The organism is Sphingopyxis sp. LC81 (assembly GCF_000756375.1).
Taxonomy (GTDB): domain Bacteria; phylum Pseudomonadota; class Alphaproteobacteria; order Sphingomonadales; family Sphingomonadaceae; genus Sphingopyxis.
Genome location: NZ_JNFD01000011.1, coordinates 99,855 through 125,596, shown reverse-complemented (window position 1 = coordinate 125,596; position 25,742 = coordinate 99,855). Strand labels below are relative to the sequence as shown.

Annotated in this window: 23 protein-coding genes; 7 read left to right on the top strand and 16 right to left on the bottom strand. The window is 66.1% G+C overall.

Translation table 11 applies throughout. From position 1 onward, the window contains the following. Positions 1–208 precede the first annotated feature (208 nt). The 3 genes from ku to FG91_RS06745 all read left to right on the top strand — a co-directional run bounded on the left by ku (position 209) and on the right by FG91_RS06745 (position 6,477). Positions 209–1,084, top strand: a complete 876-nt coding sequence (gene ku, locus FG91_RS06755) for a non-homologous end joining protein Ku (RefSeq protein WP_037513541.1) — start codon at positions 209–211, stop codon at positions 1,082–1,084. After that, positions 1,084–3,588 carry a DNA ligase D gene (gene ligD, locus FG91_RS06750; protein ID WP_037513539.1) on the top strand — a complete coding sequence of 835 codons (2,505 nt, stop codon included), beginning with the start codon at positions 1,084–1,086 and terminating at the stop codon, positions 3,586–3,588. Before ku ends, ligD begins: the two co-directional genes overlap by 1 nt. Positions 3,589–3,801: 213 nt before the next feature. Next, positions 3,802–6,477, top strand: a complete 2,676-nt coding sequence (locus FG91_RS06745; protein WP_081940459.1) for a TonB-dependent receptor — start codon at positions 3,802–3,804, stop codon at positions 6,475–6,477. 53 nt (positions 6,478–6,530) lie between these two features. Here the strand turns inward: FG91_RS06745 and FG91_RS06740 are convergent, their stop codons facing one another. Then, positions 6,531–7,391: a helix-turn-helix transcriptional regulator gene (locus tag FG91_RS06740; RefSeq protein WP_037513537.1), complete on the bottom strand. Its 861-nt coding sequence runs from the start codon at positions 7,389–7,391 to the stop codon at positions 6,531–6,533. Positions 7,392–7,513: 122 nt separating this feature from the next. Here FG91_RS06740 and FG91_RS06735 point away from each other — a divergent pair, with 122 nt between their 5' ends. Continuing rightward, positions 7,514–8,287: an SDR family oxidoreductase gene (locus FG91_RS06735; RefSeq protein WP_037513535.1), complete on the top strand. Its 774-nt coding sequence runs from the start codon at positions 7,514–7,516 to the stop codon at positions 8,285–8,287. Positions 8,288–8,426: 139 nt separating this feature from the next. On the opposite strand, the gene FG91_RS06730 is transcribed toward FG91_RS06735, so the two are convergent. From FG91_RS06730 to FG91_RS06695, 8 genes are all read right to left on the bottom strand, one after another. Then, positions 8,427–8,924, bottom strand: a complete 498-nt coding sequence (locus FG91_RS06730; protein ID WP_037513533.1) for a hypothetical protein — start codon at positions 8,922–8,924, stop codon at positions 8,427–8,429. Between the two features lie 96 nt (positions 8,925–9,020). Further along, the gene (locus FG91_RS06725; protein WP_052187370.1) at positions 9,021–9,794 is read right to left on the bottom strand and encodes a hypothetical protein; all 774 of its coding nucleotides are present in this window, start codon (positions 9,792–9,794) and stop codon (positions 9,021–9,023) included. A gap of 118 nt (positions 9,795–9,912) precedes the next feature. Further along, positions 9,913–10,458, bottom strand: a complete 546-nt coding sequence (locus FG91_RS06720; protein WP_037513532.1) for an rRNA large subunit pseudouridine synthase E — start codon at positions 10,456–10,458, stop codon at positions 9,913–9,915. A 154-nt stretch (positions 10,459–10,612) separates the two neighbouring features. After that, a complete protein-coding gene (locus FG91_RS20910; protein ID WP_161785633.1) occupies positions 10,613–11,116 on the bottom strand; it encodes a hemerythrin domain-containing protein in 504 nt (167 codons plus the stop codon). A gap of 116 nt (positions 11,117–11,232) precedes the next feature. After that, positions 11,233–13,065 (bottom strand): translational GTPase TypA, encoded by a 1,833-nt coding sequence (gene typA / locus FG91_RS06710; RefSeq protein WP_037513530.1) that lies wholly within the window; start codon positions 13,063–13,065, stop codon positions 11,233–11,235. Between the two features lie 104 nt (positions 13,066–13,169). Then, positions 13,170–13,994: a hypothetical protein gene (locus FG91_RS06705; protein ID WP_152568024.1), complete on the bottom strand. Its 825-nt coding sequence runs from the start codon at positions 13,992–13,994 to the stop codon at positions 13,170–13,172. A 68-nt stretch (positions 13,995–14,062) separates the two neighbouring features. After that, positions 14,063–14,983 (bottom strand): tetratricopeptide repeat protein, encoded by a 921-nt coding sequence (locus FG91_RS20905; RefSeq protein WP_052187368.1) that lies wholly within the window; start codon positions 14,981–14,983, stop codon positions 14,063–14,065. A gap of 75 nt (positions 14,984–15,058) precedes the next feature. Then, the gene (locus FG91_RS06695; protein WP_037513527.1) at positions 15,059–15,709 is read right to left on the bottom strand and encodes a 5'-methylthioadenosine/S-adenosylhomocysteine nucleosidase family protein; all 651 of its coding nucleotides are present in this window, start codon (positions 15,707–15,709) and stop codon (positions 15,059–15,061) included. Positions 15,710–15,869: 160 nt separating this feature from the next. On the opposite strand from FG91_RS06695, the gene FG91_RS06690 reads away from it, so the two are divergent. From FG91_RS06690 to FG91_RS06680, 3 genes are all read left to right on the top strand, one after another. Continuing rightward, positions 15,870–16,838: a bile acid:sodium symporter family protein gene (locus tag FG91_RS06690; protein ID WP_037513526.1), complete on the top strand. Its 969-nt coding sequence runs from the start codon at positions 15,870–15,872 to the stop codon at positions 16,836–16,838. A gap of 64 nt (positions 16,839–16,902) precedes the next feature. Beyond that, a complete protein-coding gene (locus FG91_RS06685; RefSeq protein WP_037513525.1) occupies positions 16,903–18,114 on the top strand; it encodes a toxic anion resistance protein in 1,212 nt (403 codons plus the stop codon). 8 nt (positions 18,115–18,122) lie between these two features. Further along, complete coding sequence (locus FG91_RS06680) at positions 18,123–18,848, top strand: hypothetical protein (protein WP_037513524.1); 726 nt, start codon at positions 18,123–18,125, stop codon at positions 18,846–18,848. Between the two features lie 11 nt (positions 18,849–18,859). Here FG91_RS06680 and FG91_RS06675 read toward each other — a convergent pair whose 3' ends face one another. The 7 genes from FG91_RS06675 to FG91_RS06645 form a co-directional block, all read right to left on the bottom strand. Further along, positions 18,860–19,183: a hypothetical protein gene (locus tag FG91_RS06675; protein ID WP_037513523.1), complete on the bottom strand. Its 324-nt coding sequence runs from the start codon at positions 19,181–19,183 to the stop codon at positions 18,860–18,862. Next, complete coding sequence (locus tag FG91_RS06670) at positions 19,180–19,806, bottom strand: RNA polymerase sigma factor (protein WP_081940457.1); 627 nt, start codon at positions 19,804–19,806, stop codon at positions 19,180–19,182. The genes FG91_RS06675 and FG91_RS06670 overlap by 4 nt, the downstream gene beginning before the upstream one ends. Beyond that, entirely contained in the window at positions 19,712–20,320 is a 609-nt protein-coding gene (locus FG91_RS06665) for a hypothetical protein (protein WP_152568023.1), read from the bottom strand. The genes FG91_RS06670 and FG91_RS06665 overlap by 95 nt, the downstream gene beginning before the upstream one ends. Positions 20,321–20,525: 205 nt before the next feature. Continuing rightward, a complete protein-coding gene (locus FG91_RS06660; protein ID WP_235211967.1) occupies positions 20,526–21,929 on the bottom strand; it encodes an FAD/NAD(P)-binding protein in 1,404 nt (467 codons plus the stop codon). Beyond that, the gene (locus FG91_RS06655; protein WP_052187365.1) at positions 21,926–22,819 is read right to left on the bottom strand and encodes a TauD/TfdA dioxygenase family protein; all 894 of its coding nucleotides are present in this window, start codon (positions 22,817–22,819) and stop codon (positions 21,926–21,928) included. Before FG91_RS06655 ends, FG91_RS06660 begins: the two co-directional genes overlap by 4 nt. A gap of 109 nt (positions 22,820–22,928) precedes the next feature. After that, positions 22,929–24,590, bottom strand: a complete 1,662-nt coding sequence (locus FG91_RS06650) for an arylsulfatase (RefSeq protein WP_037513520.1) — start codon at positions 24,588–24,590, stop codon at positions 22,929–22,931. A 122-nt stretch (positions 24,591–24,712) separates the two neighbouring features. After that, the gene (locus FG91_RS06645) at positions 24,713–25,666 is read right to left on the bottom strand and encodes a TauD/TfdA dioxygenase family protein (RefSeq protein ID WP_037513519.1); all 954 of its coding nucleotides are present in this window, start codon (positions 25,664–25,666) and stop codon (positions 24,713–24,715) included. Positions 25,667–25,742 lie beyond the last annotated feature (76 nt).

The following is a 25,742-nucleotide window of genomic DNA, read 5'->3' as shown; positions in this document are numbered from 1 at the left end:
ACGGGTCCCTCGGGCGTCATCTTGAGGGCACCGCAATGGGAAAGCAAATTGATATTCGATAACGTTCGAAACGCACGAAGGGTCCGCACCGGAATGGACCCTTTCTGCTTCGTGTCGGGTCGGCGGGGCGAGCAGGTGTCAGCGGCCCCGACATGGGAACTGCTCGCCGCCTTGTTCATTGTGACTCCCGATAGCGAAAGGGAATGCCATGGCCGCGCGCGCTTATTGGAAGGGGCAGATCCGGCTCGCGCTGGTATCGATCCCGGTCGAAATCTATTCGGCGACCAAATCGGGCGCCGCGGTCACTTTTCGCCAGATCCACGAACCGAGCGGCAAACCGGTCAAATATGAAAAGGTCGTGCCCGGCATCGGCGCGATCGACCATGACGATATCGTCAAGGGTTTCGAGCTGTCGAAGGGCAATTATGTCCTGCTCGACGAGGAGGAGATCGAGGCGGTCAAGCTCGAGAGCAAGCGCACGCTCGAGCTTGTCCAGTTTGTCGACACCGACGCGATCGACGTCCTCTATTACACCAAGCCCTATTATGTCGTTCCCGCCGACGAGCTTGCCGAAGAAGCCTATATTGTCCTTCGCGAAGCACTGAAGCGCACGAAGAAGGTCGGGCTCGGCCAGCTCGCACTGCGCGGGCAGGAACAGCTTGTCGCGCTGCGCCCGTGCGGGCGCGGCCTCGTGCTCGAAGTGCTGCGCTACGCCGACGAGGTGAACAAGGCGGCGAATTATTTCCGCGACGTCGGCAATGCCAGGCCCGACGGCGACCTGCTCGACCTCGCCGAAACGCTGATCGGCAAGAAGAGCGGCAAGTTCGACGCGAGCGACTATCACAATCACTATGTCGATGCGCTCAAACGCGTGATCGCCAAAAAGGCGAAGGCGAAGGGCAAGCGCGTGCTCGAGGATGTCGAGGAACCCGCCGAGGTCTCGCGCGGCTCGAACGTCATCGACCTGATGGCGGCGCTGAAAGCCTCGGTCGACGGCAAGAAGAAAGCCCCCGCCGCCGAGGAAAAGAAGACGCCCGCCAGGAAGGCCCCGGCGAAGAAGGCGCCCGCCCGAAAGCGCGCCTGATGGCCCGGCCCGACCCCCTCGCCCAATATAACGCCAAGCGCGATTTCGCGCTGACCCCCGAGCCCGCGGGCAAGGTCGCCCCTGGAAAGGGCAACCGCTTCATCGTCCAGAAGCATGACGCGACGCGGCTCCACTACGACTTCCGGCTCGAAGCGGGCGGCGTGCTCAAAAGCTGGGCGGTGACCAAGGGACCGAGCGCCGACCCCGCCGATAAACGCCTCGCGGTGCGCACCGAAGACCATCCGATGAGCTATGCCGATTTCGAGGGCAGCATCCCCAAGGGCGAATATGGCGGCGGCACCGTGATGCTGTGGGACCGCGGTACGTGGAAGGCCATAGAGGGCAAGAGCGCCAAGGACATCGATAAGGGCCATCTTCACTTCACGCTCGACGGCGAGCGTATGAAGGGCGAATGGCTGCTCGTCCGCATGAAGCCGCGCGCGGGCGAGAAACGCGAAAACTGGCTGCTCCGCAAGGTCGACGATGCCTATGCCGGCGGCACCGACGACCTCGTCGGCCGCCAGCTCACGAGCATCCTCACCGGCCGCACGATGGCCGAGATCGCCGGCGACGAGGGCGGCGAACAATCGTTGAAGGGCGCGAAGGGCGCGGCCTTCGCCAAGAAGATGCAGGTCGCCGCCGCGCACAACAAGCAGGTCGCCAAGCCCGCCGCAAAAGGCAAACCCCCGAAATTCCGTCCGCTCCAGCTCGCGACGCTCGTCGACGCCGTCCCCGGCGGCAATGGCTGGTTTCACGAGATCAAATATGACGGCTACCGCGCCGAAATAGCCGCCGCGGGATCGGACGTGCGCGTCTACACGCGCAATGGTCTCGACTGGACCGACAAATTCGCCCCGCTCGTCCGCCACATCGCCGCGCTGGACCTGCCGCCGTGCCTGATCGACGGCGAGATCGTCGCCTATGGCAAGGACGGCAATCCCGACTTCTCGTCGCTGCAAGCGGTCCTCAAACGCGGCCACGGCGCACAGGACGAAAAAACGGACCTGCTCTTCTTCGCCTTCGACCTGCTCGAATTGGATGGCAAATCGCTCGCGAAACTCGGCAATCTCGAACGCAAGGAGCGGCTCGAAGCCCTGCTCCGCCACGCGGCGCCACCGATCGCCGTCGCCGACCATGTCATCGGCGCAGGCGAAAAACTCTACACCGCAATGTGCGGCGCCGGGCAGGAAGGCATCATCTCGAAGCGCGCCGACGCCGCCTATTCGGGCCGCCGGTCGAAAAATTGGGTGAAGGTCAAATGCACGCGGCGGCAGGAGTTCATCCTCGTCGGCTGGAACCCCTCATCGACCAAGGCGCGGCCCTTCGCTTCGCTCCTCCTTGCGCAGCGCGAAGGGGACAGGCTCGTCTACAAGGGCAATGTCGGCACCGGCTTCGACACTGCCACGATGGCCGACCTCGCCAGGAAGTTCGCGAGCCGGGAACGCAAGACCGCCCCGCTCGAAGTCGATGCCGGAACCACGCGCAAGGTCCATTGGCTCAAACCCGATCTCGTCGCCGAAATCGCCTTCGCCGAATTTACCGCGAGCGGATCGGTGCGCCATGCAAGCTTCCTCGGCCTGCGCCGCGACAAGGAGGCAAAAGACGTGACCCCCGAAAAGAAGCAGCCCGCGCCCGCTCCGGAAAGCGACGTGAAGATCAGCAGCCGCGACCGCGTCATCTTCCCCGAGGCGAACGCAACCAAGGGTGACCTCGCCGACTATTATGCCGCGATCGCGCCGGTGATGCTCCCGCACGCCGCGCGCCGCCCGATCAGCCTCGTCCGCTGTCCGCAGGGGCGCGGCAAGAAATGCTTTTTCCAAAAGCATGATTCGGGCTCGTTCGGCGAACATGTGCTGCACGTCCCGATCCGCGAGAAGGACGGCGGGCACGAGGATTATCTCTATGTCGAGGACGCCGACGGCCTGCTCGCCTGCGTCCAGATGGGGACGATCGAATTCCATGGTTGGGGCAGCCATGTCCAAGCGCTCGAAAAGCCCGACCGCATGGTGTTCGATCTCGACCCCGACGAGGGACTCGATTTCGCGGACGTCAAGAAAGCCGCGCTCGACATCCGCCGCCAGCTCGCCGACATCGGGCTCGTCAGCTTCGCGATGCTCTCGGGCGGCAAGGGCGTACATGTCGTCGTCCCGCTCGATCCGGGGCACAGCTGGGATGCGCACAAGGATTTCTCGAAACGCTTCGCCGAGGCGCTCAGCCTCGCCGAGCCCGACCGCTTCACCCCGACGATGAGCAAGGCGAAGCGCAAGGGCAAGATTTTCATCGACTATCTGCGCAACCAGCGCGGCAGCACCGCGATCATGCCCTATTCGGCGCGCGCGCGCGAAGGCGCGCCGGTCGCGGTGCCGATCGGCTGGGACGCGCTCGCCGATGTCGAAAAGGCGGGACATTGGACGATCAAGGATGGCGAGGACCTGCTCGACCGCGCCGCGAGCCCCGAACTCAAAGGTTGGGGATTTGCGAACCAGGTGCTTCCGGATTTCTAGCCCATCGGGCTAAGCGCGACTCGCGCACCGGAAATTAGTTAGGGCGCTAAGCGCTGTCATAATAATACCAATAAAGTACCAAAATTCCGCGCACTTCGCGTGTACGGGGCATAAATTGCGTCAAATTCAGCTTGACGGATAGATTGGTATGTATAAATTTCCCTCAAAATTAGAGCAAAACTTGATCTAAGATCAAAAAGAGGGAGACTTAACATGACCAATGCAAGATATCTGCTCGCTTCGGCCAGCATTGGTACGCTGCTTTTTGCCGCTAGCGCGGCCCACGCCCAGGCCCCCGCCCCGGCCGCCGCCGACGCAGCGGAAAGTGAAATCGTCGTCACCGGCATCCGCGGGTCGCTCCGCGAGGCGATCGACGCCAAGCGCGACCTGTCGGTGATCGCCGACGTCGTCACCGCCGAGGATGTCGGCAAATTCCCCGACAAGAATGTCGCCGAGGCGCTCCAGCGCGTTCCGGGCATCGTCGTCAACCGCGAGTTCGGCGAAGGCGAGCGCGTCTCGCTGCGCGGCACCGCGCCGAACCTGACCAAGACCCTGCTCAACGGCCATAGCGTCGCGACCGCCGACTGGTTCATTCTCGACCAGGTCGCCTCGACGCGCAGCTTCAACTACCTCACCCTGCCCGCCGAGATCATCGGCCGCCTCGAAGTCTACAAGAGCCCGCAGGCCGACGTCGAGGAAGGCGGGGTTGGCGGTACGATCAACGTCATCACGCGCAACCCGCTCGACCTCGAACCGCTTACCCTCTCCGCCTCGGTGCAGGGCGTCTATTCGGACCTGTCGGGCAAGTTCGACCTGCAGCTTTCGGGCCTCGTCAGCTGGAAGAATGAAGCCGAGACCTTCGGCGTCCTCGTCGGCGCCATCTATCAGAAGCGCCGCACGCGCCGCGACGGGCTCGAAATCTTCGGTTACCGCTCCTTCCCCGTCGGCGGTGGGCAGAGCGCGCTGGTCCCGACGCTGATCGGCTCGACGATGTTCGAACAGGACCGCGAACGCTATGGCGCCAATATCGGCATCCAGTTCCGTCCGTCGGACGAACTCGAAGTCAACATCACCGGCCTCTATTCGCGCTTCAACGCCGACAATTTCAACCAGAACTACATCGCGTGGGGCGAACAGGCACTCGGCGGCGGCGGCACGATCACGGGTGCCGTGGTCGAGGACGGCGTCGCGGTCGCGGGCAATGTCGCGTCGCGCGCCGGCGGCACGCAGGGCTTCGGGGTCGTTTATGACGCGATCGACCGGGCGGCGGTCGCCAAGACCGTCTCGGCCGACTTCGACCTGACGTACCGCCCGACCGACAGCCTCTCGGTGCATTTCAAGGCCGGCTGGACCAAGGCGAACGGCGACACGAGCAACGAGAATTTCATCGAGTTCGCGGGCCCCGGCGCCTTCGCCTATGACCTGCGCAGCGGCCGTCCCGAAGTCACCTTCTCCAACCCCAACCCGCTCAACCCGGCGGGCATCCGCCCCGACTTTGCGCGCATGCAGTCGGTGACGAACGACGATGAGGAGAAATATTTCTATCTCGACGTCGAAAAGCAGGTCGAATGGGGCCCGATGACCGCGCTCAAATTCGGGGTCAAATATACCGACCACGACCGTGTCGCCGAACGCTTCGCCACCAATGGCGGCGTGTTCACCCCGGGCCTGCGCTGCGGCGCTGCCGCCTGCACCTCGGCCGATTTCGCGACCGGCAGCGGGATGCCCGGCGACTTCCTCGACAATATCGCGGCGCCCGGCACGCTGAAGGACTATTGGCGCGTCGATCCGGCGAAGCTGCGTGCGATCTATGGCGCCCAGACCGCGCCCGGAACCGACCGCTTCCTCGTCCCCGGCAACAGCTATTCGATCAACGAAAAGGCGTGGGGCGGCTATGGCCTCGCGAAATTCGGCGGCGACGGCTGGCGCGGCAATGTCGGCGTGCGCGTGATCGAGACGAAGCAGACCTCGGACGGCTTCATCATCGGCGGCGCGAACCCGCAGTTCACCAATCCGTTCGGCGGCTTTACCCCGTCGACGGCGAAGCGGTCATACACCGACATTCTGCCGAGCGCGAACCTGTCGGTCGACCTGTCGGATCAGGTCGTGTTGCGCTTCGCCGCGGGCAAGACGGTGACGCGCCCCGACTTCGTCGACATCACCCCGGGCGTCGACCTCAACGGCACCTTGCTGACGGGGCGCGGCGGCGATCCGAACCTCGATCCGTACCGCGCCAACCAGTATGACCTCTCGATCGAATGGTATCCCGACCGCGAGACGATCGTCGCGCTCGCCGCCTTCTACAAGGATATCCAGTCGTACATCGTCAACACGACCTCGACCGAAATCCTGCCGAGCGTCTTCGTGCCGGGATCGCAGCCCGCAGGCTGCGTCGCGGCGGGCGGCGGCAATCCGAACCTGTTCAACTGCCCCTATCAGATCAACCGCCGCAGCAACGGCGACGGCGGACGCAACCAGGGCTTTGAATTCCAGGTGTCGCGCCCGATCTGGGGCGGCTTCGGCGCGGTCGTGAACTACACCTATTCGGATGCCAAGGCGAACAATGGCGATCCGATCCCGGGCAACTCGAAACACTCGCTCAACCTGTCGGGCTATTTCGAGAATGACCTCGTCAGCGCGCGGCTCTCGTACAACTACCGGTCGAAATTCTTCATCGATATCGACCGCGCGGCGCCGCTCAACCAGGCTGCGCTGTCGTCGCTCGACGCATCGGTCAGCGTCAACATCACCGACAATATCGCGCTCACCGCCGACGCGATCAACCTGACCAACCAAAAGATCGAGCAATATTCGGGCACCCGCGACCGCCCGCGCGCGATCTATGACAATGGCCGCCAATTCTATGTCGGCGCGCGCCTGAAGTTCTGATCCCCCCGCAACCGGCACCCGGCGCACGCAGCGCCGGGTGCCGGTTCGGACCGCTATTGCGCAGCCGCGCGATAGCGCGTCGGCGGCACCCCGAACCGCCGCGCAAAGGCCGTCGCGAAATGGCTGGGTGACGCAAAGCCTGTCGCCAACGCCACCTCGGTCACCGGTTCCTCGCCATACCACAGCCGGCGCGCCGCCTCGTCGAGCCGCGCACGCATCACATATTGCCAGGGGGACAGGCCGAAAGCCTGCTGGAACGCTTCGGTGAAGCGGCGAACGTCGAAGCCGACCAGCGACGCCAGTCCGGCAAGGCAATGCTCTGCATCGAGTTGCCCGCGGATCGCATCGACGAGGCGGTTGCGATCCGACGCCGACAGGGCGCGATGCCCCGGCACCCGCTCGCGACAACCATAGAACCGACGCAGATGTTGCTCGAGCGCATCGCCAACCTCATGCGCCGCCATTCGAGCCAGATCGTCGTCGGCGTTGTGCAGCAATTCGAACAGCCGCGCCGCCCCCTCAAAGAGGACATCGTCGCGATGGCGGACCCGCGCGGCGAGCGGCGCATCGGCGAGCAATGCGGTCGGCACGCCCAGTTCGACGAACTCCGCCCGCTCGCCTTGCGCAAGCGCGGCATAGCGGCACGCCGCCGGAATCACCCACAGATCGCCGCGCGACGGCAGCGCCGGACCCGAAGGCCCGACCGAAAACTCACACTCCATCTGGTCGAGCCGGCCGCCCAGGTGGACGACGACGATATGATGATCTTCCTCGAACGCCCAGTCGGTGGGCTGCTCCAGATTTTCGGTTGCGGCAAGAACGGCGAGCTGACCGATCTGCGCCTGATACCGCGCGACGACGTCGCGCCCCGATCGCGGCCTGATACCATCCCAGACGGTTGCGGCTTCGGTCAATCACCCACCTTGCGAGCCCCCACGACTCGCCGAAGATAATATTCGAATATTGTGCCGGAATTTGAAAGCGGACAAGGCGAAAGCGCCTTAGCCTTGGATAATCAACGACCAAGGAGACCAAAATGGCCGATCACAGCATCAAGGGTAAAACCGTCCTCATCGCCGGCGGCGGCAAGAATCTCGGCGGGCTGATCGCGCGCGACCTCGCCGCGCAGGGCGCGAGGGCGATCGCGGTGCATTACAACAGCGGCGCCTCGGCCGCCGAGACCGAAGCGACGCTCGCCGCGATCCGCGCCGCCGGGGCCGAGGCGGTCGCCTTTCAGGCCGACCTCACGTCCGCCGCTGCGATGGAAAAGCTTTTCGCCGACACGATCGCCGCGATCGGCCGACCCGACATCGCGATCAATACTGTCGGCAAGGTGCTGAAAAAGCCCTTCACCGACATCAGCGAAGGCGAATATGACGAGATGACGGCGGTCAATTCGAAGACCGCCTTCTTCTTCCTGAAGGAGGCGGGCAAACATGTGAACGACAATGGCAAAATCTGCACGCTCGTTACATCTTTGCTCGGCGCCTACACGCCCTTCTACGCCGCCTATGCGGGGACCAAGGCGCCGGTCGAACATTTCACCCGCGCCGCATCGAAAGAGTTCGGGACACGCGGCATTTCGGTGACCGCGATCGGCCCCGGCCCGATGGACACCCCCTTCTTCTACCCCGCCGAGGGAGAGGATGCGCAGGCCTATCACAAATCCGCCGCGGCGCTCTCAGCCTTCACGAAGACCGGGCTCACCGACATTCAGGATATCGTGCCGTGGATCCGCATGCTGGTATCGGACGGCTGGTGGATGACCGGCCAGACGATCCTCGTCAACGGCGGCTACACGACCAAGTAACCCCTCCCCCGGCCGCTATCCCGGCGGCCGGGACAGCCGGGCGGATGGCGCACCTCCGCGCTATCCGCCCGATTTGTCAGAAAAGCCGAATCGATCGGCGCCCGGCCTGACCGGAGCCGTCACAGTTCGGCCGCCGCCGCTATTCGCAGCAGCGGTCGGGGTCGTCCGACGCATCGAGGGCGACGAGCAGCCCGACCCCCGCAAGGAGGGCGAGGCCGCCGACGACGACCGCCACGGTCCCCGCGTCGGACATGTTGCTGCGCCCCTTCGCCGGCGTCGACCGGCCAGGCGCATAGCGCGCCGGTGTCAGCCGCTGCCCGGCGAGCGAGAGATGCGGCGATCGCTCATCGCCCGAAAAGCCGAATTCGAGCCCCTCGCCGATGCGCCACGCGGGTCCTTTCAGCCCCGCCCCGTCGCTCCGCTGCATCGGCGCCATGGTCAGGCCCACGCGAAGCTTCCGTGCCTCGTCGCTTTTCGTTCCGCCGAGCGGGATGCGCAGGCGGGCGCCGACAAAGCCCCCCATCGCGACCGGGCCGGCGCCGTTCAGAGGAACGCGGCCCTCGATCGTCTGGGCGTGGAGCGGCGACGCGCAGCAGGACAGCAGCGCGAGCGATGCGGCGACGGATTTCATGGTCATTGGATGCCCCTCCCTGAAATCCGATCCTCGCCTTGAAATACGGCCGAAGAATGGCCACGGATCGCCGTCCGCACCGCCGTCGACGGCTTCCCGCCCCTAACGCCGCCTGACCCCGTAATCGATCCTGATGCGGACCCAGGCGCCCACCAGCGGACGTCCGCCGAGCCGTGGCGGCCGCACCTGAAACGCCCACGCCGCGGCGAGCACCGCGCGATTGATCTGCGACCCGTTCGGATATTCGTCGAGCCCGACACAATCCTCTACGCGATAATCGGGCGCGGTGCGGCAAGCGATCAGCCCCCAGCCGGGCCCGCTGGCGGTCGACAAATAGCCGCGAAGTTCATCGTCTCTCGGCTCGCGATACCAGGCCGCCGCATAGAGCGGCTCGCCATTGGGAGCCGTCCCCACCCGTTCCGTGTCGCGCGAGGCGGAGGAGCCGCCGCCGGTGTTGGGCGGCCCATAGACCTTCCCGCTCGGGGGACGAACGGGCGCCGGCGGAAGCGCCGGCGCGGGCGCGGGCGGCTGTTCGGCCGGCTTCGTTATGATCGGCGGGACCTTCGGTTCCACGGGTCGCGGGGGCAGCACTTCTTCGGTTACCGGCTGCGGCGGCACGGGCGGATCTTCGGCCTGTTCGCGCTTCGCGCTGCTCGGTTCGGGCGCTTCCTCCGAAATCTGGCTGGCCTCGAGGCTGACCACGCTGACGCGCGCCTCGCGATAGTCGGGCTCCGCTTCAAAGCCAAAGGAGAGCAGCAGGAGCAGCAGGAGCGCGGGGATCAGAACCGCCAGGCTGATGGCAAGCGTGCGGCGCCCCGCCCCGATGCTGAGCTGTTCGACATAGGGAGTGGCTGGAACAGGGCTCAGCTGAAGCAATCTTTGGTGGCGGCGTCGGCTGGTCGAGGCGCCTGGGGCCAGGTTCGCGACGGATAGTGGGGCACCAGGCCTTTGACAAGGGCGGCGCCGTTCGACCGCGAAATTGTGCGCGGACCTTTTACCCGACCTCGCGCCATTCCCCCGGCGCCAGCGCGCCAAGCTCCCACCCCCCGATCCGCCAGCGCACCAGCCGCAGCGTCGGATAGCCGACCGCGGCGGTCATGCGGCGGACCTGGCGGTTGCGGCCTTCGGTGATCGTCAGTTCGATCCAGCTGTCGGGAACGCTCTTGCGGTAGCGCACCGGCGGGTCGCGGTCCCACAGCATGGGCGGGTCGATGCGGCGGACGGTCGCGGGGCGCGTCATGCCATCGTTCAGCTCGACTCCGGCACGCAGCCGGTCGAGGCTCGCCGCATCAGGCTCGCCCTCGACCTGCGCCAGATAGGTTTTGGGCGTCTTGTGCTTCGGCGACGAAATGCGCGCCTGCAGCGCGCCGTCGTCGGTCAGGATCAGCAAGCCTTCGCTATCCCGGTCGAGCCGCCCGGCGGGATAGACGCCGGGCACGTCGATATAATCGGACAGCGTCGCGCGCGCCTCGGGCGTCCCGCGATCGGTGAACTGGCTGAGCACGCCGTACGGCTTGTTGAACAGGATCAACCGTCCCAACGCTTGGACTCCCACAGGATGGAAATGCGCCACCCGATGCGGAGGACAGACGTGCATCGGACCGGAGCGGCGGACGACTCCCCGCCGCAGGCGCACCGCCCTCATGCGCTTCGCCGGACGTCAATTCAAGCCGTTGTTGCCCGTCCGAAGGTGGTCAGAAGGCGGACGGTTGTGCCGTCGCGCCCGTATCGGGGCCATTGCCCGGGCGCCCGCCTTGGGCGTTGACCGCCTCAACGGTCAGCGCCAGCGGATACAGCCCCGCGTCCTCGCGCTCGATGCGCGCGGCAAGCGCTTCGAGTATCCCCTTGGTCGCGGCGCAATAGCCCGCCCAGTCCGCCGCGATCGCGTCGGGCAGCCATTGGCGGCTATAGGCAGCGAACGCCTCCGAAATATGCCCCATTTCGTCGACGTAATTCTGCGCGGTGTCGGTCAGCTGGCGGTCACCGCTGGCGAGAAGCGAGGGATAGAGCACCCAGTCCTCGCGCTTCAGATGCGCGATCAGCTCGGTGCGGAACCGCGTGCGCACCGCGTTGAAATCGTCGCGCGCTTTCGCATCGTGCGGGAATGCCCCCGCGACATGGCGTCCCAAATGACCGGCGAGCGTGAGCAGTCGGCGATGCTCGTTCCTGAGCCGTTCGATTTCCACGCGCATCGTCATCGCCATCTCTCCTCTGTGCAGGAGAGTCGGATGCTATGCTTGCCGCGTGAAAAAAGAATTGAACCGCCGGTAACGCCGCGTTCACAAAAAACGCAGCGCTACCGCCGATACTGTAATTACGCCGCTTCTTTCTTGCGCGACGCTTTCTTGCGCTCATGCGGGTCGAGCAGCGTCTTGCGGATGCGGATATTCTTCGGGGTCACTTCGACCATTTCATCGTCGTCGATATAGGCGATCGCCTGTTCGAGCGTCATGCGCTTCGGCGGGGTCAGGCGGATCGCGTCGTCCTTGCCCGTCGAACGGAAGTTGGTGAGCTGCTTCGACTTCATCGGGTTGACCTCGAGGTCGTCGGGCTTCGCATTCTCGCCGATGATCATCCCCTCATAGAGCGCCTCGCCGGGCGAGACGAAGAGGATACCGCGCTCTTCGAGCGGGCCAAGCGCATAGGCAACGGCTTCGCCATTGCCGTTCGAGATCAGGACGCCATTCTTGCGGCCCTCGATCACGCCCTTGTACGGGCCATATTTCTCGAACAGGCGGTTCATGATCCCGGTGCCGCGCGTGTCGGACAGGAATTCGCCATGATAGCCGATCAGGCCGCGCGACGGGCCGCTGAAGGTGATGCGCGTCTTGCCGCCGCCCGAGGGGCGCATGTCGGTGAGGTCAGCCTTGCGGACCTGCATCTTCTCGACGACCGTGCCCGAATGTTCGTCGTCGACGTCGATGACGACGGTTTCATACGGTTCGGTGCGCTTGCCGGCCTCGTCCTCGCCATAAAGGACGCGCGGGCGGCTGATGCCGAGTTCGAAGCCTTCGCGGCGCATCGTTTCGATGAGCACGCCGAGCTGAAGCTCGCCGCGGCCCGCGACTTCGAAGCTGTCCTTGTCGGCGCTTTCGGTGATGCGGATCGCGACGTTCGTTTCGGCTTCGCGGAACAGGCGGTCGCGGATCATGCGGCTCGTGACCTTGCTGCCCTCGCGGCCCGCCATCGGCGAATCGTTCACGGCAAAGCGCATCGACAGCGTCGGCGGATCGATCGGCTGCGCGGCGATCGGCTCGCTGACGCTGGTGTCGGCGATGGTGTTCGCGACGGTCGCCTGCGCGAGGCCCGCGATCGCGACGATGTCACCCGCGCGCGCTTCCTCGACGGGAACGCGGTCGAGCCCGCGGAACGCGAGCAGCTTCGATGCGCGGCCGGTTTCGATGACCTTGCCGTCCATGTCGATCGCGTGGATCGGCTGATTGACCTTGACCGTGCCCGACTGGACGCGGCCGGTCAGGATGCGGCCGATGAAATTGTCGCGGTCGAGCAAAGTCGCGAGGAAGGTGAAGGGCGCGTCTTCGGGCAGGCCCGGGGTCGGGACGTGCGACACGATCGTCTTGAACAGCGGCTCGAGCGTGCCTTCGCGCGCGTCGGGGCTGTCCGAGGCGAAGCCGCCGCGGCCCGAGGCGTAAAGGATCGGGAAGTCGAGCTGCTCGTCATTGGCTTCGAGCGTCAGGAACAATTCGAACACTTCGTCGAGCACTTCGGCGGCGCGCGCGTCGCTGCGGTCGATCTTGTTGACGACGACGATCGGCTTCAGGCCCAGCGCGAGCGCCTTGCCGGTCACGAACTTGGTCTGCGGCATCGGGCCTTCGGCGGCATCGACGAGCAGGATGACGCCGTCGACCATGCTGAGGATGCGCTCGACCTCACCGCCGAAGTCGGCGTGGCCCGGGGTGTCGACGATGTTGATGCGCGTCAGGTCGGCGCCTTCGCCCCACTCGACCGAGGTGCACTTCGCAAGGATCGTGATCCCGCGTTCCTTTTCGAGGTCGTTCGAATCCATCGCGCGTTCTTCGACGCGCTGGTTGTCGCGGAACGTGCCCGACTGGCGGAAAAGCTGGTCGACGAGGGTGGTCTTGCCATGATCGACGTGCGCGATGATGGCGATATTGCGCAAAGACATGCGGAAGGGCCTTATTGGAAGGGGGCAGCGCCCGGAGCGCCGCGAAACGCCGCGCCCCTAACAGAATGGGTGCTGCGGCGCAACATGATTGCCGATGGCGCGCTTTATCGCAGCGATCGCGCCAAATGCTCTGCATTGTAGAGCGAGCGGCCCTCCGCGCGGCGCAACCGCGTTGCCACCCCCTTGTTGAAATCGGCTTTCCAGCGTTCGAGAGCGGGCGAGATCCGGGCGAGGTCGGGCATATCGCCAATCACCTGCAATTCGCGCGAAGCGCCGAGTAGCGCCGCGCGCTCGCGGCCAAAGCCCGGCCCCGCGTAGCGCTCGGCGATCAAACCAAGTTGATGGCGCATCGCCGCAATCGCGAGCCGCGCGCCTTGCGGATCGGCGCGGTCCAGCATCAACTCTGCGCCCGCGACGCCGTCGCCGATAGCCGAAAGCTGATCGCCGAGACGCCGTCCAACGCTCGGCTCGCCGGAACAGGCGCGCACCGCGCGAACATAGGTGGCCAGCGCGTCGAGCATCGCGGGGGTCGGCTCCTGCCCGCCGAATTCCTCGACGATCAGGGTACGGACAAAGGCTTCGAGCGCACGCGTATCGGGATCGCGCGCGACCTTTCCTGGCTTTGCGAGATCGGGAATCGCAACGGGATCGAACCGCGCATTGCCGCGCGCCGCACTGAAGAAACTGTTCGTGACGTCGGCCGTCCCCGGCGCCGCCGACACGCCCGCGAGCAGAAAATGCGGATTACCGCGCCCATTGATATGGCAGCTCGCGCAGCTCAGCCCCGCCTTCGCCGCCTGCCCGCCGAGCAAGGTCGGTGTGCTGAATAAGGCGCGTCCACTACGGACAAGCTGCGTGTCACTAGCAAGACAGGTCGCGGGCTGCGCCGAGAGCAGCGCCAGCTCGGACCCCGGCGCGGTCCAGCGCAATTGTTCGAACGCCGACGGCGCGCTGCCCGGCGCCGCCGCGACGCCGAGGAGCAGCGCCGCGAACGCGATCAGCTTGCGGATGAACGCCCCGCCGCGATCCAGCGCTTGAGTTCGTCGACCTCGTGACAGCCGAACCCGCAGATCGCCTCCAGCTTCGCGAGATGCGCCCTGGCGCCCGCGACGTCACCGCGTTCGAGCTTCAGTTCGCCATAATATTCCAGCGCGCCGCGATGCGACGGCGCGATGGCGAGCGCCTCGCGATAATAGGCTTCGGCCGCGTCATAGCGTTTCAGCTTGCGGTTCGCGAAACCGAGATAGGTGAGCACATCGGGATGCGGCCCCGCCGCCCACAGCGCCGCGTCGAGCTTGGCGATCGCCGCTTCGTAACGATGCTCGTTGATCAGCCCGACGGCGGCAACATAAGTCGCGTCGAGCGTCTCGGCCGCGGCGAGCCGCACCTCGGGCTCGACCGCGCTTTGCGCCTGCGGGCCCGCGGCCACCGCCGCCTCCAGCTTGGCGATCGCGTCGGTGAGCTTCGCCGAATCGGCGCAGGTTCCCGCACACCCTTCCTGCATCGCTTTCAGCGCGGCGAGCTGCTCGCCGGCCTTTTCGGCCTTACCGAGCTTGGCTTGCGCGATGCCGAGGTCGCGGCGCGCGACGACCATCTTCTCGTCATAGCGCACCGCGGCTTCGAGCGGCTTCACCGCGCGCGAGAAATCGCCCTGCGCCATATAGCTCGCACCGAGCAGATAATTGGCCTGCGGGTTCTTCGGCACCGCCGACACGACCTTTTTGAACGCTTTCGTCGCCTCGTCATATTTACCCGAGGCGAAGGCGTCGGCGCCTTTCTTGTAATCGACCGTCGGGTCGTAGCTGCTCTGGCTCGGCGGCGCGCTGCCGCCCCCTCCGCCGCCGCCCGCAGCAAAGGCGATCGGCGCGACGAAGAGCGCGCAAGCAGCGGCGATGGATAGTGAAGATCGATAGCGCATGACGAGTCTCTCCCGCGGTCGATACGGGCGCCAGCCTATCACAAAGGCGGTCCCCGCGGAACGATGAAGCGACAGTCAGACCATCGCGATCAGCCGCTCGACCGCCTGCCCGGCGACGCGCGCGGCGCGAACGAGATTGGCGTGAAAATCGCCCGCGCTGTCGCCGTTCGCTTCGTCGGTGACCGCCTTGATCGCCGCCCAGGGCTTGCCCAGCCGCGCCGCGACCTGCGCCACCGCTCCGACCTCCATATCGACGAGTGTCGCGCCGAGCGCCGCTAGGTCGGCGGCGGCATCGGGGCACGCGACAAAGCTGTCGCCGCTCGCGATGCGCGCGTGCGGCAAGCCGAGGCCGGGGTCGGCCACCGCCGAAAAATGCGCCTCCCCGGCTTCGCCGATCGGCCATTCGCCCGCGCGGTAGCGGCGAAAAAGGCCGGGCTGGCTGGCGCCATAATCATGCTGCAACGCCTCGGCGAGCCAATAGGCGCCGGGCGCCGCCCCGAGCGAGCCGCACGTGCCGGTCATCAGCAGCAGGTCGGCATCGCGCGCCAACGCGCCTGCGCAAAGCGCCGCGTTCACCTTGCCGAGTCCGCACGTTGCGATGGTGAGTCTGTGGCCCGCGACCGGCAGCCGCCGTTCGGCAAACAATCCGTCGACGCGCTCGCCGGTGCCGGGAAACAGCGCATCGGCCTCTTCGGGCAGCGCGGCGAGGATCAGGATATGGGCCATGGCTGCTTCTAACCCCGCAGATCACAAACGCCAGTGTCCCCGCGAAGGCGGGGACCCATCGCCGACCGGTTCAACATGGAACAGCCAGGAGATGGGCCCCTGCCTTCGCAGGGGCACGGGGTCTTGCCAAGCGCGCGTCTCCCCGCCATCGCTCAACTCAATGCTCACCCGCATCTTTCCCGACCGCTTCGTCCTCATATTGTTCGTGACGATCCTGCTCGCGAGCCTGCTCCCGGTGCGCGGCGCCGCGGTGCCAATCGCGGGAGGCGTGTCGACCGCGGCGATCATCTTCCTCTTCTTCCTCAACGGTGTGCGCCTGCCGCGCGATGAGGTTTTGCACGGCATCCGCAACTGGAAGCTACAAGGAAGTGCGCTCGCTTTCTGTTTCGGCTTTATGGCGCTGCTCGGCCTCGCGGCGCAGGCGGCGACCGCGCCGCTGCTCCCCGCGACGCTCGCGCTTGGCTTCCTCTTCCTCGGCGTCCTGCCCTCGACCGTCCAGTCGGCGACCGCGGCGAGCAGCCTCGCCGGCGGCAATGTCGCGGCGAGCGTCGTCGCGGCGGCGCTACTCAACCTCAGCGGGGTGGCGCTCTCACCCCTGCTCTTTGCGCTGCTTGCCGGCGCCGACGGCGAGATCCATGGCGAGGCGGTGCTGCGCATCGTCTCGATCCTGCTCATACCCTTCATCGCCGGCCAACTCGTGCAGCGCTGGCTGCGGCCGTGGGTGCTCGCGCACCGCGGGCTTGCAACCTTCATGGACCGCACCGCGATCGCGATCGCGGTCTATGTCGCCTTCTCGGCCGCCGTCGTCGCGGGGATCTGGAGCCTGCTCGACGGGCGCGAGATCGCCATCGTGTTCGCAGCGGTCGCGGTGCTGCTCGCGCTCTCGTTCGGCGGCGCGTGGGCGCTCGGCGGGCTGCTGAAGCTCGCGCGGCCCGACCGCATCACCCTGCTCTTTTCGGCGGCGCAAAAGAGCATCGCGGTCGGCGCGCCGCTCGCCGCGACGCTTTTCCCGCCCGCCATCGCCGGCATGGTGCTCGTTCCGATCCTCGTCTATCATATGGCGCAACTGATCCTGTCCGCGTGGATCGCACCGATGCTGCGATCGGGACAGGGTGTGGTGCTTGAATAACACAGATGCGCATGCCATATAGGCATTGGCCAGATTTTCTATTGGGTGGCTGGAAGGAAGACGAATGAGCGAACTGACCGCGACGGCAACCGCGACCGACGAGCTGAAGCTGACCCCGCCCGATCCCGTGCCCGCGGTTTCCCCCGAAAAGGCGGCCGGCCTGGTGCCGCTGTCGACCGAACAGAAATCGAAGCTCGAGGAACGCGTCGACGGCTTTATCGACGACCTCGTCGCACAGGACGTCAATTCGCCCGCCTTCGGCCAAAAGGTCGACCAGATCACCAACATGGGCCGCAAGGAAATGCTGGAGGCGGCGAACCAGTCGAACCGCTTCCTCGACCGCCCGATCAAGGCGATGGACCGCGACACCGATATCGGAATGAACCTGATCGAGCTGCGCAACACCGTCGAGCGGCTCGACCCGTCGGCGAACGGCAAGCTGCTGAGCAAGCGCGGCTTTTTCGACAAGATTCTCGGCAACAAGGTGGGCAATTATTTCGCGCAATATCGCAGCGCCCAGACGCATATCGGCGGCATCCTGACCGCCTTGTCGAACGGCAAGGACGAGCTGTTGATGGACAATGCCGCCATCGACGTCGAACGCCGCAAACTGTGGGAAGCGATGGGCAAGCTGGAACAGATGGTCCACATTGCGGGCACGCTCGACGCCAAGCTTGAAGCCAAAGCGACCGAACTCGACGGCATCGACCCCGCGAAAGCCAAGGTGATCCGCGAAAATGCGCTCTTCTATGCGCGCCAGCGGACGCAGGATCTGCTCACGCAGATGGCAGTGACGGTGCAGGGTTATCTCGCGCTCGACCTCGTCAAAAAGAATAATGTCGAGCTGGTGAAGGGCGTCGACCGCGCCTCGACGACGACCGTCGGTGCGCTCAAGACCGCGATCACCGTCGCGCAGGCGATGACGAACCAGAAGCTCGTGCTCGAACAGATCACCGCGCTCAACACGACGACCGCGAACATCATCGACGGCACCTCGAAGATGCTTAAGGACAATACCGCGCGCATCCACGAGCAAGCGGCATCGAGCACGATCCCGATGGAAACGCTGCAGCGCGCCTTCCAGAATATCTATGACACGATGGACGCGATCGACACCTTCAAGCTGAAGGCGCTCGACAGCATGAAGACGACGGTGACGACGCTCGAGGGCGAGGTCGCCAAGTCGAAGGGCTATATCGCGCGCGCCGAGGGCGCGAGCCAGGCGCAGGCCAGCGTCGGCGGCGCCGACAGCCCGCTCGCGTCGCTCGAAGGCTAAGGCACATCATGAGCATGAGCGAAGTCGACAAGATCCGGATTACGGCCGCCTCGGCGATCGAACGGTCGCGCGAGCGCCGCCGTCCGATCGGGACCAAGAGCGTCGCGCTGCGCCGCCAGCATCTTTACAAAAAGCTCGGCCGCGTGCTCATCGCGGGCGGCATCGTGCTGATCGGCGCCGCGGTGTTCGGCGCGCTGATCCAGCCGCTCGGTTTCACCGGGCTGCTCGCGCTGTTCATCCTCCTCATCGGCGTCGCGGTGCTGTTCGGCCGTTCGCCCTTCCCCGAACCGCGCCAGGCCGATCTGCCCAAGACCGACCTCAAGCAGCTCGCCGGCCGCACCGAAATCTGGCTCGAGGCGCAGCGCCCCGCGCTCCCCGCGCCCGCACGCCAACTCGTCGACGGCATCGGCGTCCAGCTCGACCTGCTCGCGCCGCAGCTCCAGACGCTCGACGCGGCGAGCCCCGCCGCCGCGAATATCCGCAAGCTCGTCGGCGAGGATTTGCCCGAGCTCGTCGCCGGCTATCAGCGCATTCCCGCGGGGCTGCGCACCGAAGCCCACGCCGGGCGAACCCCCGACGAAACGCTCGTCGGCGGGCTGAAGATGCTCGAAAGCGAGATCGGCAGCGCCGCGCGCAGCCTCGCCGCGGGCGAACTCGACAAGCTCGCGACGCGCGAACGCTATCTCCAGCTCAAATATCAGGGCATCGACGGCGAGGATGTGCCCGCCAGCTAAAGCCGGACGCGCTAGGCTTGCCGCCAGCGCTGCGTCCCGAACCAGAGCAGCAGGATAAGCAGCAGCGGCGGCGCAAGCCCCCAATGCGTCGCTCCGGCAAGCGGCGCGAGCAAGGGCGCCGACGACAAGAGCCACAGCGCCGCGAGCAACGCGCCGATCGCCAGCGCCTCGAACGCGAAGCTGCGCCAGAAGCGCCTACGCGCGCGCGCATAGGCCGCCTGCGCATCGATCGCGCGCGCGACCCCGACCGCAAAGCCGCGGTCTCCCGGCCGCGCGGGCGGCGCCAGCATCGCGGCCAGCATCGCGTCGATGTTCTGATCGTCCGGCGCCGTCATGCGTCCGCTCCTTCGCCGATCATCTTCTGCGCCTTTGCCCGGCCGCGCAAGACGAGCGATTTGAGCGTGCCGAGTGGCAATCCCATGATCGCGGCCGCCTCGCCATGCGACCAGCCATGGCCGAAGCATAAGGTGAGCGCAGCGCGCTCCTGCGGCGACAAGGCGCCAAGCAAGCGGTCGGCGTCGATCGCGGCGTCGCTTGCCGGGCGCGGATCGGCCGAGCTTGCGACATCCTCTCCTCCCAGGAGTCCCTCGCGCCGCTGCGCGGTGCGCCGCTGGTCGAGGAACAGCCGCCAGCCGATCCCCATGACCCACGCCGCATAACTCCCCTGCCCCCGATATTCGCCCGCGCGCTGCCACGCGCGAACAAAGGCTTCCTGCGCCAGATCGTCGGCGTCGCATCCGGCGGCGCGGGACAGGAAGGCGCGCAACCGCCCCTCGTGCCGCAGCACGAGAAGCTGGAAAGCGGCACGATCTCCCCCGGCGACACGCTGGTTGAGGGCCCAATCTTCATCGGCGCATCCCTTATCACGCAGCGTTGCGCTCCTCGGCAGCCGCGGCGCGCGCAAGGCGCCGGCGGACAAGGAGCGCGATGCCGACGAATATGGGGAAGAGCGCGGCACCGGCCGAGGTGCGGATCAGCTGCTCATTTCCCTGGATCAGCCCGAAACCGGCCATCGCGAGACCGATGGCGAGCAACACCAGCGCGTTGCGGTCGTCGCCTCCACTGGCCGTTTCCTTGTCGCTCTGCCCGCCGAGATGTTCATACGGCTTGTTGAGCTTGTCGATCAGCGGGCTCACCGCATCCGACTTGGCCTCGAGCGCGCGGCGGATCGAGCGATGCAGCATCCAGGCGTGAAGCAGCCGCGCGAGCAGGAAAAAGCCGACGATGAACAGCGCGACCACTGTGATATTTTCCATCAAGTCGAAAAAGCCGTCGCTGACCGCGACCAGCTCGGTGGTCGGCGGGGGGGCGGGCACATAAGAAGCGACTTCGCGCGGGCTGATATAGGCGGCGACCTGTTCGGCGCTGATCGACTCTCCGGCGGGTACGGTGATCGTCGTAACGGCCGGGGGCACCGCCGCTGGAGTGGACGCAGTGGCGGCAGCGGCCGCGGCGGCAATCAGAATATCCATCAACATATCTCCCCGTCATGCCATTTCGGCATGGTGAAACCACAGGCGGCGGCCTCCGGCAAGGCGAGATGATCTGCACCGGGGAGCACATATCAACCGCCGCGCGAAGCCGCCGCCCGGACCGGCGCAGCGGCCGATCATGGACTGGACGGCACGACGCGCGCCGGTGGATGCAAGGGAGGAGATTTTTTGGGGTGAGAGGGGCCTAAAGGCCCTCGCCGCCTGTCCAGTGCGCGTTGACGAGGCGGCGCGCGAGCGCGCTCACCTGATTGCGGATATCGGGGACCGCGACGACTTCCCACAAGTCGCCGCGCGTCATCGGACCGATCGCGAGGATATGCTCGGACGAGCGCCCCGACGCATCGACGATATGCCCGTCGCGGTCGATATCGAGCCCGAGGCGGAGCGCATCGGGGCGGATCCGCCGCGCACCGAGCAGGCGTTTCACCAGCGGGTCCGACGAGCGCAGCAGATCGCCCTGCGGCCCGGTGCAGTTGATCATCCGCGCCGCGTGCGTCATCACCAGTTCGGTTTCGCCCCGCGGCAACCACGCAACGGCAAGCGCGTCGGGCTCGACCGCGACATGCGCGATCTTGCCCGCACGAAAATGAAGCTGCCCCGACGCGATCAGCGCGTCGATCCGGTCGGCAACCTCGGGCGCGAGCCGGTGGCGATGGACGTCCCAGAAGGGCCGCAAGTGACGCAGGAAGCGCGCGCGTTTGTCGGCGTCGGCGGCCGACCACATCATCTGCGTGATCGGGCGGATCGAATCGACGACGAGCCGCCAGTCGCGGTCCTTGGCCTCGTCGCGGGCCCAGCGTACGAGTTCGGAGAGGTCGGGCGCGGGCTTCGCGAGCACCGGTTTCGGACGCGGCAAGCCGTCGATATGGCGATGCGGGCGCAGTCCGCGGCGCGAGAGCGCGGTGATCGGCCCTTCATGGCCGTGCGAAACGAGGCGCAGGATCACGTCGACCGCTGTCAGCCCGGTGCCGACGACGAGTAGCGGCGCCTGTTTGTCGAGACCCTCCTCGAACGCGCTCGCCCACGGATCGCCGATATAGCGGTGCGACGGCAGGTGCGCGCCCTCGATCGCGGGCGGATCGTGCGGCGGCAGGTTGCCGATCGCGAGCACCGCGCGGTCGGCTTCGATCAGTCCGCCGTTGACGAGCCCGAGCGTGACCTGCCCGCGCTTCTCCTCGATATCGAGCACCTCGTCGTCGACGAGCTTCAGCCGCCGGCCATATTTCTCCATCGCCGCGCGCAGCGTCTCGCGTAAATAGCGGCCATAGGTCGCGCGCGTGACGAACGCCGCCTCGCAGCCGAGCCCGCGCGCCGCCAGCCATTCGCAGAAATGATCGGGCCGGTCGGCAAAGGCGCTCATATTGCCCGCGCGGACGTTGAGCAGGTGCGTGGTTTCGGTGCTGCTATACGCGACCCCGGCGCCCATCCGGTGCCGGTCGCGCTCGATCAGCAGCACCTCGACATCGGGCTGTTCGAGCAGGTTGATCGCGAGCAAGGTCCCCGAAAACCCCGCCCCGACGATCGCGACGCGCGTCGCGGTGCGAAAACGCGGACGCGGCGAATGAAGCTGCGCTTCGATCATCCTCATCGGGTTACCACATCGCCCGACACCGTCACGCGTTCGAGCGCGCGATATTCGGGCCAATAATCGCCGACGGCATAATGCTGGGTCGAACGGTTGTCCCAGATGCCGATCGCGTTCGGGGTCCAGCGGAAACGCACCTGATATTCGGGCACCTTGATCCGGTCGAACAGCAAGCGAAGCAGGCTGTCGCTGTCTTCCTCGCTCACGCCGACGATACGGCTGGTGAAGGTGTAGTTGACGTAGAGGATCTTCTCGCCCGTTTCGGGATGCGAGCGCACGACGGGATGGCGCACCGGCGGGAAGTCGCGAGCGAGTTGCGCGCGCTTTTCCTCGGTGACGCGGCCGCCGAAGCTGCGCACGATGTCATGTTCGGCCTCGAGTCCGTCGATCCGGTCCTTCACCGGCTGCGGCAGCCCGGCGTAAGCGGCGACGGTGTCGGCCCACATCGTGTCGCCGCCGAGCGGCGGCAGGTGGCGCGCGCGCAGGATCGACGCGATCGACGGCCGCTCGCGGAAGGTCACGTCGGTGTGCCATTTGTTATACGCCTGGAAAGCGCCAAGCGTTTCGGCGGTGAGCTGGACGCCCTCGACGCCTTCGATCTTGAGGATTTCGGGATAGCCCTCGACCGACGGGATCACCGGATGCCCTTCGAGTTCGCCGAAGAGGCGGCCGAGTCGGACATGGCTTTCGTGGCTGATGTCCTGATCGCGGAAGAAGATAACCTTGAAGCGCAGCCATGCGGCGCGCAGCAGATCACCCTCTTCGGACGACAGCGGGCGATCGAGATCGAGCCCGCCGATCTCCGCCCCGATCGTCGGAGTCGACGGCGAGATCGAAACGCCGAGCGATCGCGCGGTCTCGAACAGGTCGGGGGTGTTCAGCTGCGTGGCCATAAGCGGTCCTTTCGCTCGTTCGATTCGGAAATATTCCCGGAACAGCGAAAGTAACTCAACTGATATGATTGACAAGCCCTAACGCGCCGAAGCGCATGATATGCGCGACCTATGGCCGATAAGGGATGGCGTCGGGCAGGATCACGCCAACGTCCTGCGCATAGCGATCCCACGCCGCCGCGAGCTCGGCCTTTTGATCGGGATGGGCGAGCGACAGGTCGCGCGTTTCGCCCGGGTCGCGTGCGATATCGAACAGGCGCCAGACGCCGTCGCCGATATCGGTGAGCTTCCAGTCGCCGCGGCGATAGGCGCGCGATCCGAACAGTTCGGCGCCTACGCCGTCGCCCGCATCATAGACGCGCGCATTGGCGTTCTTGAGCCAGGCGGCCCACGACCGCCCTGTGATCGGGACGACCTCGCGCCCCGCGACACGCGTCGCCTTGGCATCGGCGCCCGCAAGGTCAAGCAGGGTCGGCGCGATGTCGGCGACCGAAAGATATTGCGTCTCGGCGCCCTTGCGCGCCGCGATCCCCGCGCCGCTGATGAACGCGACCGCGCGCGTTCCGCCCTCGCTTTGATAGCCCTTGGTCAGCCACGACGGCGCGGTCGCCGCCTGCGCCCAGCCCGCGCCATAAGTGAGATACGACGCCGCCGTGCCGCGATTGGCAAAGCTGTTGTCGGCGCCCTTGAGCGGCGCGGCGAGCATCTGCGCGCCCGTGGTCTCGACGTCGAGCGCCTCGGCGCCATTGTCGGCGAGGAAGACGATCACCGTGTTGTCGAGCTCGCCCGATGCGCGCAGCGTTTCGATCACGCGACCGACATTCTGGTCGAGCCGGTCGACCATCGCGGCATAGATTTCCATATTGCGCGCCGCGAGCCGCTGCTGCCCGGCGGTCAGCGAATCCCAGCTGCCGTCACGGTTGCGCGGGGTGTGCGCCGCGACGTCGGGCGCGAGAATCCCCAGCTCGCGCTGCCGCGCCAACCGCCGCTCGCGCAGCACGTCGAACCCTTCGTCATAGCGTCCCTTGTAACGTGCGATGTCCTCGGGATGCGCTTGCAGCGGCCAGTGCGGCGCGGTGAAGGCGAGATAGCCGAAAAAGGGGCGCGCGGGCTTGCCGTTGGCCGGCTTTTCGCCGAGAAATTCGATCAGCCGCGTCGCGAACGTGTCGCTCGAATAGAAATCGGCGGGGAGCCGCGTCAGCCGCTTCCCCTGTTCGGTATAGGTTGCCCGCCCGCCCTTTTCGGGGTCGGCGTCGGTGCCGAAATGATTGTGCCCGCCCTGGAGCAGCGCAAAGCTGCGCTCGAACCCGCGCGCGTGCGGATCCTGCTCGGGGGTCAGGCCAAGGTGCCATTTGCCCGACAGCAAAGTGCGATAGCCATTGGCGCCCAGCCGCTCGGCGAGCGTCGCGACGTCGCTGCGCAAATAGCCCTCGTAACCCGGCTTGCCTTGCTGGTTCGGGCGGATCATCTCGGCCATCGTGCCGAGCCCGGCGCGATGATTGTCGGTGCCCGAAAGCAGCATCGAGCGCGTCGGCGAACAGGTCGGCGCGGTGTGGAAACCCGCGAGGCGGATGCCGTTCAGCGCGAGCTTGTCGAGGTTGGGCGTGCGGATCTCGCCCCCGAACGCGCCAAGGTCCGAATAGCCAAGGTCGTCGGCGACGATGACGAGCAGGTTCGGCCGCCGCTCCTTCGTTTCTGCGGACCCGATCGTCGCGGCGGCGCCGATCAGCGCGGCAAGGAGGAAGCGGGCGAAACGCGAACCATGGGTCATCGGGTGGTCTTTCGAAGGTAAAAGGTCGGCGCGCCCGGGCGAATGGAACCGGGGCGCGCCGCAGACAGGGCCGGCGCAGTCACAGGAAGGGAGAGGAGAACCACAAGCGCCGGCCGATTTCGTCAGGCGGGTTCGTATTGAACCGCCTTTTCCTTGCGGACAGTGCGGCTCTGGCGCCCGTCGATTCCGACCGGAACCTCGCCCGAAATCGTCGCGCGGCGCAGCGTCCGGCGCTGCAAGCCGAAGTCGGCGGTCGCACGGTGCTGGGTCGACTGATTGTCCCAGATCGCCACGTCGCCTTCACGCCAGCGCCAGCGCACGACATTTTCGGGCTTGGTGATATGATCCTGCAGCGTCTGGAACAGCCGCGCGCTGTCGGCCGCGTTCAGCCCCACGAACTGCTTGACGAAATGACCGAGCAACAGGCTGCGCTGGCCGCTCACCGGATGGACGCGCACCACCGGATGCTCGGTCTCATAGACCGTCGAGGCGAAGACGTTCCGATGCTCCTTGATTCGCTTCGCCGCGCTTTCGCCGTCGGGCGCCGATTGCAGGATCGACGCATAGTCATAGAGATTGGTGTGCGTCGCCCACAGATTGTTGACGAGCTGGCGCAGCACTTCGGGCAAGCCCTCATAGGCGGTCTCGCCATTCGCCCACTGGGTGTCGCCGCCGGCTTCGGGGATCGTCAGCGCGCGCAGGATCGACGCCTTCGGATAGGCGTCGACGAAGGTCACGTCGGTGTGCCAGCTCGACGCGGCATAGCCTTCCTGGCTGTCGAGCTCGAGCAGATAGCGCGAACCTTCGGCGACGGGCACCGTCGGATGCGCAACCGGATCGCCGAGCAGCGCGGCAAAATCCTCATGCTCCTGATCGGTCAGATGCTGCTGGTCGCGAAAGAAAAGCACCTTGTGCCGCACGAGCGCTGCCTGGATCGCCTGCACCACCGCCGCGGGCAGATCGCCCGACAGCTCGACACCATGGACGATGGCGCCGATCGTGCCGGTCACCGGCGTGATTTCGAGCGGGATATTCTTGTCGCGCGCATTGGCATAGCTGTTGTGAAGGTCCGTCATGTCAGTCTCCTTTGGGGGTTGGACGGCGGGGGTATCCGGCAAGAGCCTTTGCGGGCGGTCGTCGAATGGGACAGGC

Coding starts and splice junctions, on each gene's coding strand:
- FG91_RS06695 (WP_037513527.1), bottom strand. CDS start 15,709: ATGGCCCATATCCTGATCCTCGCCGCGCTGCCCGAAGAGGCCGATGCG.
- FG91_RS06680 (WP_037513524.1), top strand. CDS start 18,123: ATGAGCATGAGCGAAGTCGACAAGATCCGGATTACGGCCGCCTCGGCG.
- typA (WP_037513530.1), bottom strand. CDS start 13,065: ATGTCTTTGCGCAATATCGCCATCATCGCGCACGTCGATCATGGCAAG.
- FG91_RS20905 (WP_052187368.1), bottom strand. CDS start 14,983: ATGCGCTATCGATCTTCACTATCCATCGCCGCTGCTTGCGCGCTCTTC.
- FG91_RS06745 (WP_081940459.1), top strand. CDS start 3,802: ATGACCAATGCAAGATATCTGCTCGCTTCGGCCAGCATTGGTACGCTG.
- FG91_RS06690 (WP_037513526.1), top strand. CDS start 15,870: ATGCTCACCCGCATCTTTCCCGACCGCTTCGTCCTCATATTGTTCGTG.
- FG91_RS06685 (WP_037513525.1), top strand. CDS start 16,903: ATGAGCGAACTGACCGCGACGGCAACCGCGACCGACGAGCTGAAGCTG.
- FG91_RS06645 (WP_037513519.1), bottom strand. CDS start 25,666: ATGACGGACCTTCACAACAGCTATGCCAATGCGCGCGACAAGAATATC.
- FG91_RS20910 (WP_161785633.1), bottom strand. CDS start 11,116: ATGACGATGCGCGTGGAAATCGAACGGCTCAGGAACGAGCATCGCCGA.
- FG91_RS06660 (WP_235211967.1), bottom strand. CDS start 21,929: ATGAGGATGATCGAAGCGCAGCTTCATTCGCCGCGTCCGCGTTTTCGC.
- FG91_RS06675 (WP_037513523.1), bottom strand. CDS start 19,183: ATGACGGCGCCGGACGATCAGAACATCGACGCGATGCTGGCCGCGATG.
- FG91_RS06665 (WP_152568023.1), bottom strand. CDS start 20,320: ATGGATATTCTGATTGCCGCCGCGGCCGCTGCCGCCACTGCGTCCACT.
- ligD (WP_037513539.1), top strand. CDS start 1,084: ATGGCCCGGCCCGACCCCCTCGCCCAATATAACGCCAAGCGCGATTTC.
- FG91_RS06735 (WP_037513535.1), top strand. CDS start 7,514: ATGGCCGATCACAGCATCAAGGGTAAAACCGTCCTCATCGCCGGCGGC.
- FG91_RS06655 (WP_052187365.1), bottom strand. CDS start 22,819: ATGGCCACGCAGCTGAACACCCCCGACCTGTTCGAGACCGCGCGATCG.
- FG91_RS06650 (WP_037513520.1), bottom strand. CDS start 24,590: ATGACCCATGGTTCGCGTTTCGCCCGCTTCCTCCTTGCCGCGCTGATC.
- FG91_RS06730 (WP_037513533.1), bottom strand. CDS start 8,924: ATGACCATGAAATCCGTCGCCGCATCGCTCGCGCTGCTGTCCTGCTGC.
- ku (WP_037513541.1), top strand. CDS start 209: ATGGCCGCGCGCGCTTATTGGAAGGGGCAGATCCGGCTCGCGCTGGTA.